Origin of the sequence: Cellulomonas sp. Leaf395 (genome assembly GCF_001424125.1) — a bacterium.
GTDB lineage: Bacteria > Actinomycetota > Actinomycetes > Actinomycetales > Cellulomonadaceae > Cellulomonas.
The window spans coordinates 630,538-644,775 of record NZ_LMQI01000002.1 but is presented as its reverse complement, the minus strand read 5'-3'; the positions used below and the strand labels follow the sequence as shown (position 1 = coordinate 644,775).

10 protein-coding genes are annotated in these 14,238 nt (G+C 71.9%); 4 read left to right on the top strand and 6 right to left on the bottom strand.

Annotated features, from left to right (window positions below):
• Positions 1-78: 78 nt before the first annotated feature.
• A complete protein-coding gene (locus ASG23_RS07165) occupies positions 79-1,038 on the top strand; it encodes a GlxA family transcriptional regulator (RefSeq protein WP_056022206.1) in 960 nt (319 codons plus the stop codon).
• A gap of 50 nt (positions 1,039-1,088) precedes the next feature.
• On the opposite strand, the gene ASG23_RS07160 is transcribed toward ASG23_RS07165, so the two are convergent.
• The 5 genes from ASG23_RS07160 to ASG23_RS07140 all read right to left on the bottom strand — a co-directional run bounded on the left by ASG23_RS07160 (position 1,089) and on the right by ASG23_RS07140 (position 8,797).
• Entirely contained in the window at positions 1,089-4,871 is a 3,783-nt protein-coding gene (locus tag ASG23_RS07160) for a multifunctional oxoglutarate decarboxylase/oxoglutarate dehydrogenase thiamine pyrophosphate-binding subunit/dihydrolipoyllysine-residue succinyltransferase subunit (protein WP_056022782.1), read from the bottom strand.
• A 275-nt stretch (positions 4,872-5,146) separates the two neighbouring features.
• Positions 5,147-5,956, bottom strand: coding sequence for an ABC transporter permease (locus ASG23_RS07155; RefSeq protein WP_056022203.1), 810 nt, complete (start codon positions 5,954-5,956; stop codon positions 5,147-5,149).
• Complete coding sequence (locus ASG23_RS07150) at positions 5,956-6,888, bottom strand: ATP-binding cassette domain-containing protein (protein ID WP_056022200.1); 933 nt, start codon at positions 6,886-6,888, stop codon at positions 5,956-5,958. Before ASG23_RS07150 ends, ASG23_RS07155 begins: the two co-directional genes overlap by 1 nt.
• A gap of 41 nt (positions 6,889-6,929) precedes the next feature.
• On the bottom strand, positions 6,930-8,006 hold the full coding sequence (locus ASG23_RS07145) for a sensor histidine kinase (RefSeq protein ID WP_056022197.1): 1,077 nt from the start codon (positions 8,004-8,006) through the stop codon (positions 6,930-6,932).
• Positions 8,003-8,797 (bottom strand): response regulator transcription factor, encoded by a 795-nt coding sequence (locus tag ASG23_RS07140; protein ID WP_056022194.1) that lies wholly within the window; start codon positions 8,795-8,797, stop codon positions 8,003-8,005. Before ASG23_RS07140 ends, ASG23_RS07145 begins: the two co-directional genes overlap by 4 nt.
• A gap of 268 nt (positions 8,798-9,065) precedes the next feature.
• Between ASG23_RS07140 and ASG23_RS07135 the strand changes: the two genes are divergently transcribed.
• The 3 genes from ASG23_RS07135 (at position 9,066) to ASG23_RS19825 (ending at position 13,253) form a co-directional block, all read left to right on the top strand.
• Positions 9,066-10,388, top strand: coding sequence for a hemolysin family protein (locus tag ASG23_RS07135; RefSeq protein ID WP_056022191.1), 1,323 nt, complete (start codon positions 9,066-9,068; stop codon positions 10,386-10,388).
• Positions 10,385-11,428, top strand: coding sequence for a hemolysin family protein (locus ASG23_RS07130; RefSeq protein ID WP_056022188.1), 1,044 nt, complete (start codon positions 10,385-10,387; stop codon positions 11,426-11,428). The genes ASG23_RS07135 and ASG23_RS07130 overlap by 4 nt, the downstream gene beginning before the upstream one ends.
• Before the next feature lie 478 nt (positions 11,429-11,906).
• A complete protein-coding gene (locus ASG23_RS19825) occupies positions 11,907-13,253 on the top strand; it encodes a D-alanyl-D-alanine carboxypeptidase family protein (protein WP_157465570.1) in 1,347 nt (448 codons plus the stop codon).
• 32 nt (positions 13,254-13,285) lie between these two features.
• On the opposite strand, the gene ASG23_RS07115 is transcribed toward ASG23_RS19825, so the two are convergent.
• Positions 13,286-14,206 carry an aldose 1-epimerase family protein gene (locus tag ASG23_RS07115; protein WP_056022779.1) on the bottom strand — a complete coding sequence of 307 codons (921 nt, stop codon included), beginning with the start codon at positions 14,204-14,206 and terminating at the stop codon, positions 13,286-13,288.
• Positions 14,207-14,238: the final 32 nt, after the last annotated feature.

Below are 14,238 nucleotides of genomic sequence, written 5' to 3'. Positions count from 1 at the left end.
CTCGACGACAACGCGCCACGAGTGGCAGAACTGACGATGACCGTTGACATTCCGCCAGGACCTTTGGATGCTGGCAGCATGCTCCGATCCGTCGCGGTCATCGTCCTGCCGAACGTGGCGCCCTTCGAGCTGGGGGTCGCGTGCGAGGTCTTCGGCATCGACCGCAGCGACACGGGCGGACCCTCGTTCGACTTCACGATCTGTGGCATCGAGCCCGGGATCGTGAAGACCAAGGAAGCCGGCTACTTCTCGATCGTCGTCGAGCACGGGCTCGAGGCCACGCGGGACGTCGACCTCGTCATCGTGCCTGCGTACAGCAGCTCGGGGCCGGTGCCCGAGGTCGTGCTCGACGCCCTGCGCGACGCGCACGCCCGCGGGGCGTGGGTGCTGAGCATCTGCAGCGGCTCGTTCGCGCTCGGCCAGGCGGGCCTGCTCGACGGCCGCCAGTGCACCACGCACTGGATGTACACCGACGAGCTGAGCCGGACCTTCCCGCTGGCGCGCGTGAACCCCGCCGTCCTCTACGTCGACGACGACCGCGTGATCACGAGCGCCGGCACGGCGGCAGGCATCGACGCCTGCCTGCACCTCGTGCGTCGCGAGCTCGGTGCCACCACCGCGTCGGCCATCGCCCGCCGGATGGTCGTGCCGCCGCACCGGGACGGCGGCCAGGCGCAGTACGTCGACACACCGCTGCCGTGCGACGCCGACACGCTCGCCCCGCTGCTCGCCTGGATGGTCGAGAACCTCGAGGAGGAGCTGAGCGTCCCGGACCTGGCGGCCCGCGCGTTCGTGTCGGAGCGGACGTTCGCCCGCCGGTTCCGCGCCGAGACCGGGACCACGCCCGCCGCGTGGGTCACCCGGCAGCGACTGGTGCGCGCCCAGGAGATGCTCGAACGGTCCGACGCGAGCATCGAGGAGATCGCACGGCTGTGCGGCTTCGGCACCGCCGGGGTCCTGCGGCACCACTTCGCCCGGACGCTCGGCACCAGCCCGCAGGCCTACCGGCGGACGTTCGCGCCGGCACCCGTCTCCTGACGCACCGAGAGCCGCACCCCCGTCGGGTGCGGCTCTCGGTCAGCGTGCCGTCAGCGCGCGAACGCGGTCTCGACGAGAGTCGCCTGCTGTGCCTGGTGCTTCTTCGCGGACCCCGCCGCCGGCGACGCCGACTCCTTGCGCGAGACCACACGCAGCGTGCGGCTCAGCAGCTGCGGCAGGTGCATCGACAGGAACGTCCACGGGCCCTGGTTGCGCGGCTCGTCCTGCACCCACACGAGCTCGGCACCGTCGAACGGCGCCACGGCGGCACGGAGCGCCTCCGCGTCGAGCGGGTAGAGCTGCTCCAGCCGGACGATCGCCGTCTGCTCGTCGCCCGTCTTCACGCGGTGCGCGAGCAGGTCCCAGTAGACCTTGCCCGAGCAGAGCAGCACACGGGTGACCTGCCCGGCCTTGGCGGCGGCGAGGTCGTCGGTGATGACCGTGCGGAACGTTCCCGACGTGAAGTCCTCCACGTCGGACGACGCCGACTTCAGGCGCAGCATCGACTTCGGGGTGAACACCACGAGCGGGCGACGCGGGCGGGCGTAGGCCTGCCGACGCAGCAGGTGGAAGTGCGACGCCGGCGTCGACGGCTGCGCGATGGTCATGTTGTCCTCGGCCGCGAGCTGCAGGAACCGCTCGATGCGCGCCGACGAGTGGTCCGGGCCCTGGCCCTCGTACCCGTGGGGGAGCAGGAGGACGACCGACGACCGCTGCGCCCATTTCTGCTCGGCGGACGAGATGAACTCGTCGATGATCGTCTGGGCGCCGTTGACGAAGTCGCCGAACTGCGCCTCCCAGAGCACCAGCGCGTCCGGGCGCTCGACCGAGTACCCGTACTCGAACCCGAGGGCCGCGTACTCCGACAGCGACGAGTCGTAGACCCAGAACTTCGCCTGGTCGGCGGACAGGTACAGCAGGGGAGTCCACTCGGCGCCTGTGTCGCGGTCGTGCATCACCGCGTGCCGCTGCACGAAGGTGCCGCGACGGGAGTCCTGCCCGGCGAGCCGGACCGGCGTCCCCTCGACCAGCAGCGAGCCGAACGCCAGCAGCTCGCCGTAGCCCCAGTCGATGCCGCCCTCGCGGGACATCGCCTCGCGCTTGGCCAACAGCTGCGCCAGCTTCGGGTGGACCGTGAAGCCCTCGGGCGGGCGAACGTGGGCGCGGCCGATGCGCTCCAGCGTGCCGGCGTCGACGGCGGTCTTCCAGCCGACCATGACGCCCGCGTCCTCGAGCTGGGACTCGGGGCGTTCCAGGCCCTTGACGGCCTCGGCCTCCGGCGGGGCCGCCGTGTAGCCGTCCTCGCGCGTCTCCGTGAACACCCGCTCGAGCTGCTGCTGGTAGTCCTGCAGCGCCTGCTCGGCGTCGGAGATGGTGAGGTCGCCGCGGGCGACCAGGGTCTCGGTGTAGAGCTTGCGCACCGAGCGCTTCGCCTCGATGAGGTTGTACATGAGCGGCTGCGTCATCGACGGGTCGTCGCCCTCGTTGTGACCACGGCGGCGGTAGCAGACCATGTCGATGATGACGTCGCGGTCGAACTGCTCGCGGTACTCGAACGCCAGCCCGGCCACCCGCACGCACGCCTCGGGGTCGTCCCCGTTGACGTGGAAGATCGGCACCTGGAGGCCCTTGGCCACGTCGGTCGCGTACTGCGACGAGCGCGACGAGGACGGACCCGTGGTGAAGCCGACCTGGTTGTTGATGATGACGTGGATGGTGCCGCCGGTGCGGTACCCGCGCAGCTGCGCCAGGTTGAGCGTCTCGAACACGACGCCCTGGCCCGCGAAGGCCGCGTCGCCGTGGATCAGGATCGGCAGCACGGAGAACCCGTCGCCACCCAGGTCGATGCGGTCCTGCTTGGCGCGCACGATGCCCTCGAGCACCGGGTCCACCGCCTCGAGGTGCGACGGGTTCGCGGCCAGGTAGACCGCCGTCGTCGCGCCGGACTCCGCGGTGAACGTGCCCTCGGTGCCCAGGTGGTACTTCACGTCGCCCGAGCCCTGGACCGACTTGGGGTCCTGGTTGCCCTCGAACTCGCTGAAGATCTGCGCGTAGGACTTGCCGGCGATGTTCGCCAGGATGTTCAGCCGGCCACGGTGGGCCATGCCGATGCCGACCTCGTCGAGACCGCTGTTCGCCGCCTTGGACAAGATCGCGTCGAGGAGTGCGATGACCGACTCGCCGCCCTCGAGCGAGAACCGCTTCTGGCCGACGTACTTGGTCTGCAGAAAGGTCTCGAAGGCCTCCGCCGCGTTGAGCCGGCGCAGGATGCGCAGCTGGTCCTCGCGCGGCGTGCGGGCGTACCCGGACTCGAGCCGCTCCTGGAGCCACTTGCGCTGGCGCGGGTCCTGCAGGTGCATGTACTCGCTGCCCACGGTGCGGCAGTACGAGTCGCGCAGCAGGCCGAGCACCTCGCGGAGCTTGGCGCGGGGCTTGCCGCCGAAGCCGCCCGTCGGGAACACCCGGTCGAGGTCCCACAGGGTCAGACCGTGCGTCTGCACGTCCAGGTCGGGGTGCTTGCGCTGACGGTAGGCCAGGGGGTCGGTGTCGGCCATGAGGTGGCCGCGCGACCGGTAGGAGTGGATGAGCTCCGCGATCCGGGCCGGCTTGATGGCGTCGGCGTCGGGGTCGGCGGTCTCGCGCACCCACCGGACCGGCTCGTACGGGACCCGCAGCGATGCGAAGACGCGGTCGTAGAAGCCGTCCTCGCCCAGCAGCTTGCGGCCGATGATCCGCAGGAAGTCACCGGACTGCGCACCCTGGATGATCCGGTGGTCGTAGGTCGAGGTGAGCGTCAGCACCTTCGAGACGCCCATCTTGTTCAGCGCGTCCTCGGAGGTGCCCGCGAACTCGGCGGGGTAGTCCATCGCACCGACACCGATGATCGTGCCCTGCCCCTGCATGAGGCGGGGGACCGAGTGGACGGTGCCGATGGTGCCGGGGTTGGTCAGCGAGATCGTCGTCCCGGCGAAGTCGTCGACCGTGAGCTTGTTGCCGCGCGCGCGGCGCACCACGTCCTCGTAGGCCGACCAGAAGCCGGCGAAGTCGAGCGTCTCGCACTTCTTGATCGACGGGACCAGCAGCTGACGCGTGCCGTCCGGCTTGGCCAGGTCGATCGCGATGCCGACGTTGACGTGGGCCGGCGTCAGGACGCTCGGCTTGTCGTCGACGAACGTGTACGAGGTGTTCATCGCCGGCATCTCCGCCAGCGCCTCCACCATCGCGAAGCCGATGAGGTGCGTGAACGAGATCTTGCCGCCGCGGCCACGGGCCAGGTGGTTGTTGATGACGATGCGGTTGTCGACCATCAGCTTGGCCGCGACGGCGCGCACCGACGTGGCCGTCGGGACCTCGAGCGAGGCCTCCATGTTCGTCACGACCCGCGCCGCCGGACCGCGCAGCTTCTGCACGTCGTCCGTGGACTCGGCCTCGTCGGCGGTCGAGGGACGCTGGGCGACCTGCGCGTACGGGGCGGTCGCCGGCTGGGCGGTCGCGATCGGCGACGTCACCGGCGGCGGCTCCACGAACGTGGCTGCCTTGGCGGGCGCGGGTGCGGCGGCAGGGGCCGGTGGCGCGGCTGGAGCCGCGTGTGCGCCGCGAGGTGCGGCGGCGGGTGTCAGGCTGCCGTTCGCAGGTGACACCGCCGGCGCCGCGGCGGCAGGCGTCGCCGAGGCCGTGCCGTTCGTGGAGGCCTCCTCGGGCTTGTAGCCCTCGAAGAAGTCCCACCACGCCGGGTCGACCGAGTTCTTGTCCTTCTGGTACTGCTCGAACAGCTCGTCCACGAGCCACTCGTTGGCGCCGAAAACGGCACGCGTCGAGTCAGGATCCGCCATCTGGGTCACGCTGGGATCGCCCACTTCCGCTGCGGTTCGTGACCGCGCCTCTGCTAGTCCGACTGCTACTTCTGTTGATGACAACACTACGGCCTGCGCGCACTCCGGCCTGCCTCAGGACGGCCGTTCGAGACGGATCCGCAGTCGTCTTCACCTCGTCAGCACACGCGGGTCAACAGGGGGCAACGTGCCCGTTCGCCGCCCCTCAAGGCGAGGTTGTCGTCACCCCTTCGAGGTCATGGTTGTGCTCGGGCTTCCAGACGTGCGGGCGGGGCTCAGGTGATGTCGCGTCGGAACGTCGTCACGCGGCCGATCGCTGCCAGGCCGACCCCGTATGCGAGCAGCACCAAGGCGCCCTGCCACCACTCGAGCAGGGACCCCACGCCGGTCTCGGAATAGAAGCTGCCACCCGAGACCGCCTCTCCGGCGGCGCCGGGCAGGTACGCGGCGACGTCCGGCCCCCACGTGGTCAGCGCCAGGACGAACCGCAGGACCGGCTCGACGAACTGCGTGAACGCGAGGACCACCACGATCACCGCGACCTGGTTGGTCAGCACCGAACCGAACCCCACGCCGACGATCGCCCAGAGCCCGAGCGCGAGCGCGGACAGAGCGATGGTCTGCCACGTCGAGGCCTGGTCGAGGAACGTCGGCTGGCCCAGCAGCAGCAGCACCGCGGCGCCTGCGCCGACGGCGGCGAGCGTGCCGACGACGCCGTACACCAGGCCCAGGACGCCGGCGGAGAGGAGCTTGGCGGACACGAGGACCGTGCGACGCGGCTCGGCCAGGAGGGTCGGGGTGATGGTCTGGTGCCGGAACTCGGAGGCGACCGCGAGCGCACCGACCAGCAGCGGGAACACGTAGCCGAACGTCACGGCGATCGTGTAGACGGCCCGCACCACGGCGTCAGGCGCCAGCACGAGGTCGTCCTGCCCTCCGGTGCTCGCCATCCCGCCCCCCTGCGAGATGCCCCAGCCCAGGACGGCGGACAGGAAACCCATGTAGACGACCATGCAGAGCAGGAGGATCCACCACAGCCGCGTCGTGACCAGCTTGCGGTACTCGGTGACCAGGGCGGCGCGCATCAGGCGGCCACCGTGTTCGTGGCGTCGGCCGGGCCGACCGCGGCGACGAGCTGGAGGAACAACCCTTCGAGCCCGGGGTCTCGGCTGGTCAGCTCGTGCAGCTCGACGCCCGCGGCGAACGCCGCAGCACCGACTGTGGCGACGTCCACGTCCCAGAGCTCGGCCACCCGCGGGTCGCCCGCGTCGGTGCGGGTCCACGCCGAGCGCTCGACGAGCGCGGCGAGCCCGGCGGCGTCGGGGGAGACCACGCGGACCTGGACGCGGGCCATGCGGGCCAGATCGGGCAGCGTCGAGGCGTGCGCGAGACGGCCGCGGGCGATGATGACGACGTCGTCGACCGTCTGCTCGACCTCCGACAGGACGTGGCTGGACACCAGCACGGTGCGCCCCTCTGCAGCCAGCATGCGCAGGAAACCGCGCAGCCAGCGGATGCCCTCGGGGTCGAGGCCGTTGGCGGGCTCGTCGAGCAGCAGGACCCGGGGGTCGCCCAGGAGGGTCGTCGCCAGGGCGAGGCGCTGGCGCATGCCGAGCGAGAAGCCGCCGACGCGACGGTCCGCGGCGGCCGACAGACCGACGAGCTCGAGCACCTCGCCGGCGCGCGCGTCGGGGACCCCGACCTGAGGGGTGTAAAGCCGCAGGTGATCGAGCGCCGAGCGGCCGGGGTGGAAGCTTGCCGCCTCGAGAGCGGCCCCGACGGTGCGCAGCGGTCGGCGGATCTGGTCGTAGGTCTGCCCGCCGATCGTCGCGGTGCCTGACGTCGGCCGCACGAGCCCGAGCAGCATCCGCAGGGTGGTGGTCTTTCCGGCGCCGTTGGGTCCGAGGAAGCCGGTGACGCGGCCGGGGCTGACCTGGAAGGAGAGGTCGTCCACCGCGCGGACCGGGCCGAAGGACTTGGAGAGGTGCTCGACGAGGATCGTGCCGTCGGTCGTCATGCCCCCAGAGCCTAGTGTTCTAGCGCGACTAGAACACAAGGTCAGACGACGGCCTGGTGGACCGCGGGCAGGGTCACGCGCATCGTGCAGCCGACCTCGGTGTCCGCGACCTCGATCCGCCCACCGTGTAGCTCGACGGCCCACCGGACGATCGCCAGGCCCAGGCCGGTGCCACCCGTCGAGACCTGACCCGTGACCGCCGGGTTGTTGCCTCGGACGAACCGCTCGAACACGTGCGGGCGCTGCTCGGGGGAGATCCCGGGGCCGTGGTCGACCACGTCGATGCGCACGTCGGCACCCACCAGCCGCGCCTCGAGCCGCACCTCGTCGTCGTCGGGGGAGTGCCGCACCGCGTTGTGCAGGAGGTTCGCCACGACCTGGTGCAGCCGGTCCGGGTCGGCCGGGACCGAGAGGTCCGCCGGCTCGACGACGACCGGGAAGGTCAGCCGCTTGGCGGAGCCGACGAGCATCGCGCCCTCGGCTGCCTCCTCCAGGAAGTCCTGCAGCCGCACGTCGGCGATCTCGAGCGGGACGTCGCCCGCCTCCAGCCGCGACAGGTCCAGCAGGTAGGTCACCAGCCGGCCCAGGCGCTCGGTCTGCGCCAGCGCGGCCTGCATCGTCGCCGGGTCCGCCTCCGTGACGCCGTCGACGATGTTCTCGAGCTGGGCCTGCAGCGCGGTCACCGGGGTGCGCAGCTCGTGGGAGACGTTGGCGATGAGCTCGCGCCGGAACACGTCCGCCTGCTCGAGGTCGTCGGCCATCATGTTGAACGCCTCCGCCAGCTGGCCCACCTCGTCGAGGCTGGTCGCCTGGACGCGGCGGCTGTAGTCGCCGGCGGCCATCCGCCGTGCCGCGTGCGTCATCTCCCGCAGCGGCGACGTCATGCCCCGCGCCAAGAGCTGTGTCACGACGAGCGATCCGGCGATCGCGATCGGCAGCGTCCGCGACGGACCCAGGTGGTTGTAGAGCCCCAGCCAGGTGATGAACGCGGCCGCGGTGACGGTGGCCGCGACGAGCACGCCCAGCTTGATCTTGATCGAGCTCAGGCGGTCCAGCGGCCGGATGTCCGGGAGCCGCGAGCGGGCGAACTCGCCGCGGACGTGCCGGGGTGCGTTCACGCGCCCTCGGGGATGCTCGCCCCGCTGGGCCGATCGGCACCAGGGGTGGCGTCGCTCGGCTCGAACGCGTACCCGACCCCGTGCACCGTGCGGATCAGGTCGGGGCCGAGCTTGCGGCGCAGGGCCTTGATGTGGGAGTCCACCGTGCGGGTGCCGCTGGCGTCGACCCAGTCCCACACCTCCGCGAGCAGCCGCTCACGGGTCAGTACGGTGCGCGGTGTCGCCGCCAGTGCGAGCAGGAGGTCGAACTCCGTCGGGGTCAGATGCACCTCGCTGTCCCCGCGCAGCACGCGTCGCTGGGCACGGTCCACGGTCACGTCACCCAGGACGAGCGGGGGGTCGGGCTGCTCGGCGGACGCCATCTCGGCGGCCCGCGTGGCGCGCTCGGTGCGGCGCAGCAGCGCCTTGGTCCGAGCCACCAGCTCGCGCATCGAGAACGGCTTCGTCATGTAGTCGTCGGCGCCGACGCCGAGGCCGATCAGCATGTCGGTCTCGTCGTCGCGGGCGGTGAGCATCAGCACCGGGACCGGCCGCTCGGCCTGGATCCGCCGGCACACCTCGAGCCCGTCGATGCCGGGCAGCATCACGTCGAGCACGACGACGTCAGGTCGCAGCCGCGACGCCGCACTGACCCCGGCGAGCCCGTCGCCGACAGCCTCGACCGTCCAGCCCTCGGCCGAGAGCCGGTGCACTATCGCCTGGGCAATGGCCGGTTCGTCCTCCACCACCAGGACCGTTGTGCCGGCAGCTCCGCCGGCCGCCGTCGTCGGCCCACCGCTCACGTTCGCCATGTCGCCAGGGTGGCACAGGGACGCCAAGAAAAACCTCTGATGACGCTCCCGTGCGTCCACCGGCCGTGTGCAGACGCGCAGCCGCCCGTATGATCGAGCCCACCATGAGCAGCTCAAGTCGCTGCCGGCGTCCCGCCCGGGCCGATGCGCCCGGGGGAGATCTTGCCGGCCACCTCTGCCCTTACTCATCTTTCTCTTCTGCCCTCACCAGCGCCGACCTCCGGGTCGGCGTTCGTCGTGACCCTCGACGTCCGAACGGCGGCACGGCGTGCTGATCGAGTGGCTCCTGGTCGGGCTGGGCATCCTGCTCACGCTCGGCACCGCGGTGTTCGTCGCCAGCGAGTTCTCGCTCGTGACGCTCGACCCCGGGCTGGTCGAGAGCCAGGCCTCGCCCGACGACCGCCGCAGCCAGTCGGTCATCAAGGCCCTGCGCCGCCTCTCGACCGAGCTCTCCGGCGCTCAGCTCGGCATCACGCTGACCACGATCCTGCTCGGGTACACCACCCAGCCGGCGGTCGTGCGACTGCTGCAGCTCCCGCTCGAGGAGTCCGTGCTCGGTCAGGTGGTGGGCGGCATCGTCGCGGGCATCCTGGCGATCATCCTGGTCAACGGCTTCTCGATGGTCGTCGGTGAGCTCATCCCGAAGAACCTCGCGATCAGCCGGCCTCTGCCCACGGCCCGCATGGTCGCGCCGCTGCAGCGCGGCTTCACCAGCGCCTTGCGCCCGCTCATCGTCGCGTTCAACGGCAGCGCGAACACGCTGCTCCGAAGCTTCGGGGTCGAACCGCGCGAGGAGCTGTCCGGCGGCCGGTCGCCCCAGGAGCTCGCCGCTCTGGTGCGACGCTCGGCAGAGGTCGGCACGCTGGACGAGTCCACCGCGACGCTGCTCACCAACTCGATCGAGTTCACCGAGCTCACCGCGGTCGACGTGATGACGGACCGCCTGCGGCTCGTCGTCGTGCGGCGCGAGGAGTCGGCGGCCGACGTCATCGACCTGGCCCGCCGCACCGGGCACTCCCGCTTCCCCGTCATCGGTGACTCGAGCGATGACATCGTCGGCCTGGTGCACCTGCGCCGCGCCATCGGGGTCCCCTACGAGCGCAGGTCCGACGTGCCGTCGGCCGCCCTCATGGTGGAGGCACCGCGGGTGCCGGAGACCGTGCACCTGGGACCCCTGCTCGTCGAGCTGCGCGAGCTGGGCCTGCAGATGGCCGTCGTCGTCGACGAGTACGGCGGGACGTCCGGGGTGGTCACGCTCGAGGACGTCGTGGAGGAGCTCGTCGGGGACGTCGCCGACGAGCACGACCGTCGACGCACCTCCACCACGCGCTCGGCCGACGGCTCGTGGCTGCTGCCGGGCGTGCTGCGCCCCGACGAGCTGGCGGAGGTCACCGGCCTGCGCGTTCCCGCGGACGGCCCCTACGAGACCCTCGGCGGGCTCCTCATGTCCGAGCTGGGCCGGATCCCGAGCACCGGCGACGAGATCGTCGTCGACCGGGTCCTGCTCCAGGTCGAGGCCATGGCCGGACGGCGGGTCGAGAGGGTGCGCGTGCGCGCAGTCGAGACCGACGACGACGAGGACGAGTCATGAGCTCGTCGCTGGCGCTGGTCCTCGGCGCTCTCCTGCTCGCCGCGAACGCGTTCTTCGTCGGCGCCGAGTTCGCCATCATCTCCGCCCGCCGCAGTGCCATCGAGCCCCTCGCGCGCGAGGGCGACCGCCGCGCCACGACGGTCCTGTGGGCGATGGAGAACGTCTCCTTGATGCTCGCGTGCGCCCAGCTGGGCATCACGGTGTGCTCGACGAGCCTCGGGGTGGTGGCGGAACCGGCGATCGCGCACCTCATCGAAGCGCCGCTGCACGCGCTCGGCGTCAGCGATAGCCTCACCCACCCGATCTCGTTCGTCCTCTCGCTCGCGATCGTGGTCTACCTGCACGTCGTGCTCGGCGAGATGGTGCCCAAGAACCTCGCCGTCGCCGGACCCGATCGCGCGGTCCTGCTCTTCGGCCCTCCGCTCGTCTGGGTCGCCCGCGTCGTGCGGCCCCTCATCTGGGCGTTGAACTGGATCGCGAACCACACGCTGCGGCTGTTCGGGGTCGAGCCCAAGGACGAGGTGGCCTCCGCGTTCACCGCGCAGGAGGTCCAGTCGATCGTCGAGCGGTCGCAGGCGGAGGGTCTCCTCGACGACGAGCAAGGGCTGCTGGCCGGTGCGCTGGAGTTCTCGGACCGCACCGCCGCCGACGTCATGATCAGGACCGGCTCGCTGGTGACCGTCGGCGACGGCAGCACGCCCGAGGACGTCGAGCGGCTCGTCGCCCGGACCGGGTTCAGCCGGTTCCCGGTCGTCGACGACGCGGGCGTGCCGACGGGGTACCTGCACCTGAAGGACGTCCTGTACGCCGACGAGCCCGCGCGAACCGTCCCCGTGCCGCCGTGGCGGGTGCGGGCGCTCGCGGTCGTCGGGCCGCAGGACGAGGTGGAGGACGCGCTCGCGGCCATGCAGCGGTCGGGGGCGCACCTGGCGCGGGTCGACGAGGACGGGCGCACCGTGGGTGTCGTGTTCCTCGAGGACATCCTCGAGGAGCTCGTGGGCGAGGTGCGCGATGCGATGCAGCGAGGCCAGCTGTCGTGACCGGTCGTGTGCGGTGCTTCCGCGCCGTCGGAGAGGTCACGGGCCCGGACCGGGCGGTCCGCTAGCGTCGTCGGATTGCTGCCGCCCGTCCCGACGGCGGAGCGCGACGCCGACGCGCGAGCCGTCGCGGACGCTCTCGCGCGGTCGTACGGGGTGACGCGGTTGAGCCCGAGCGCGTCGGCTGAGGCGGTCCGGGCGCGTCGTCGCTCACGACTCCTCCGTGTGCGGTAGCTCCGAGCGGGGAGCGTCTGGGAACTCGCCGGAAGGTGGTTCGGCGTGTCGCGCCGCGTGTCGCCCCGAAGGTCCGGTCTCTGGACTGGACGAGCGTCCAGAGGGTTGGAAGCGCGTCTACGAGCCGTTATGGTTTCGTGACCGCAGGTCGCCGGGGTCGCCTATAGCGCGCCCGACGACGACGTCGCGGCAGATCAGAGACGCGTGAAGGACTGGAGGTGTCGTGGGGTCGCACAGCGAGGAGCCAGTGACGACGCCCCCCACCCGTCGCAGCCTCCGTGAGGCCCAGCGGCGGTCCGAGTCCGGGTCCATCCCCGTGACCGGCACGCGCCCGGGTCCCCACTCCCCGGCCGCGCACCACGTGCCGTCCTGGGCGCACCACGGACCCGCCGCACCGCCTCGGTCCACGCCCGGCACCGAAGCGATCGCGCGATCCGCGCCCGCGCAGCAGTCCCGCTCCGCCTGGTCGGCCGGACCACAGACGCGCGCCGCCGCGCCGGCAACCCCGGCGCAGGTCCGAGCCGCCGCTCCAGTCACCCCTGCGGCCAGCGCGGCCGCGCCGGCGGCCCCGCCGCAGACCCGCGCAGCGGCACCCGCAGCGCCCTCCCCGCACTGGTCCGCGACCCCGGCGCCCTTCAGCGCCGCGCCGACTCCCACGCCCCTCCCGACCTTGCCTGCGCAGGTCCAGGCGCCGGTCGCGCCGACCGTCCCGACGGTGGTCCGGGCAGTGGCGCCCACCGCGGCCATCCGGATCGACGCGCCTGAGCCGGTCGCCCCGGAGCCGGTCGTGCTCACGCCTGCTGCCCCGGCGGGTGGGGTCGAGGACGTGCCCGAGCTCGAGGTCACCGCGCACGGGACCGTCCCTCGCCGCTCCCGCAAGTCAACCCGCGTCGCCGCGCGGCTCAGTGTCCTCGGTGTCCTGGCGGGCATCACGGTCGTCATCCCGGTCAGCCAGGGGCTCGTGCCCAGCCCCGTGGCGTTCGGCTCTGACGCCCTCGCGGACTCCACCCTTCCCACCACCGTCTCGGCGCTGGCGGGGGCGCCGCTCTCCGCGCTGCCCCCGACGTCGCTGATGCCGACCGACGGTGCCCTGCAGGCGCGGGACCTGGCCACCGCCAGCCGGACCGAGGAACGTTCCGCGCTCCCCGGCTGCGACGGGTCGATGCGCCCCGCCGGCCAGAACGGGCTGCTCAAGACCGCCGACCTGTGCAACCTCTGGGACAACCACACGAAGCTGCGCGCGGATGCGGCGGTCTCCCTCGCGGAGCTCAACCAGGCGTTTGCCGCACGGTTCGGCGGCGACCTGTGCATCAGCGGCGGGTACCGCACGCTGGCCGAGCAGCGGTCGGTGAAGGCGCAGAAGGGCGGCCTCGCCGCCGTTCCCGGCAAGAGCAACCACGGCTGGGGCCTCGCCGTCGACCTCTGCCAGGACCAGACGTCGGGCGCGAAGTGGCGCTGGATCACTGAGAACGCACCGACGTACGGCTGGGAGAACCCCGCCTGGGCGCAGCCCGGCGGCAGCGGCCCGTACGAGCGCTGGCACTGGGAGTTCACGAAGGGCGTCCAGGCCGACGGCGAGTACTACGACGGCTGAGCCGGCTGCGTTCGTGCAGGGTCCGTCCCCGCTCAGAGGAGCGCGAGACCCCAGGTGATCGTGTGGCTGGCGCCCGGCGCCAGGTGCACCAGGTCGTTGCCGGTCCGGAACGCGTCGGCGATGCAGGTCATCGGCTCCGCGGCCATCCCCCGACGTGCGATCTGAGCCACCGCGTCGCCCGTACACACCTGCCAGGCCATCGTCGCGGCGTCCGCCCACATCGCGACCGTCCGCCCGTCCGGGCAGCCCAGCCGGATCCAGGACAGTCCGTCGGGGTCACGGACGACGTCGATCCACGCGTCGTCCAGGTCGAGACCTCGCAGCGACCGCGGGGACCGCAGCTCGGTGTCGCCGGACGTGCGCTCCGTCCCCGTCGGCAGCAGCCGGTCGTCGACAGTCACGTGCCGCGCAGCGTCGACCTGCAACGTGCAGTCGTCGAGGTCACCGTCGCCGGGTGACAGCCACGGGTGGAACCCGATGCCGTACGGCGCCGTCGTCGCGCCGAGATTCGTCCCCTCCGCCGTCACGTGCAGGCCGGTGCTGGTCAGCGTGTACGTGAGCCGCACGCGTACCGGCCACGGGTACCCGTGGGTCGGGACGATGACGTGCTCGAGCGTCACGGACGTCGCCGTGGCGGCGGTCGTCTCGAAGGTGGCGTGATCGACCAGCCCGTGCAGCGCGGTGTGCCGGAGGTGCTCCGTGAGCGGGACCTCGAACGTCTTCCCGTCGTAGGAGTACACGCCGTCGCGCAGACGGTTGGGCCACGGGGCGAGGACGGCACCGGAGAACGCCGGCGGGATCTCCGACTCGTCGAAGGGCAGGACGACGTCGCGGCCGTCGACCGTGTACTCGCGCAGGCTCGCGCCGACGGCGGTGACGACAGCGCGCTGACCCCCGAGCTCGAGGACGTGCTGGCGGCCGGTCGGCAGGGGGGTGGTGAGAGTCGTGGACACGCTCACACGCTAGCGGGCGCGGTGCGCTCAGC

Bases quoted from the DNA above. Each gene is read 5' to 3' on its own strand.
- ASG23_RS07165 (WP_056022206.1), top strand. From the start codon at position 79: ATGCTCCGATCCGTCGCGGTCATCGTCCTGCCGAACGTGGCGCCCTTC.
- ASG23_RS07160 (WP_056022782.1), bottom strand. From the start codon at position 4,871: ATGGCGGATCCTGACTCGACGCGTGCCGTTTTCGGCGCCAACGAGTGG.
- ASG23_RS07155 (WP_056022203.1), bottom strand. From the start codon at position 5,956: ATGCGCGCCGCCCTGGTCACCGAGTACCGCAAGCTGGTCACGACGCGG.
- ASG23_RS07150 (WP_056022200.1), bottom strand. From the start codon at position 6,888: ATGACGACCGACGGCACGATCCTCGTCGAGCACCTCTCCAAGTCCTTC.
- ASG23_RS07140 (WP_056022194.1), bottom strand. From the start codon at position 8,797: ATGGCGAACGTGAGCGGTGGGCCGACGACGGCGGCCGGCGGAGCTGCC.
- ASG23_RS07130 (WP_056022188.1), top strand. From the start codon at position 10,385: ATGAGCTCGTCGCTGGCGCTGGTCCTCGGCGCTCTCCTGCTCGCCGCG.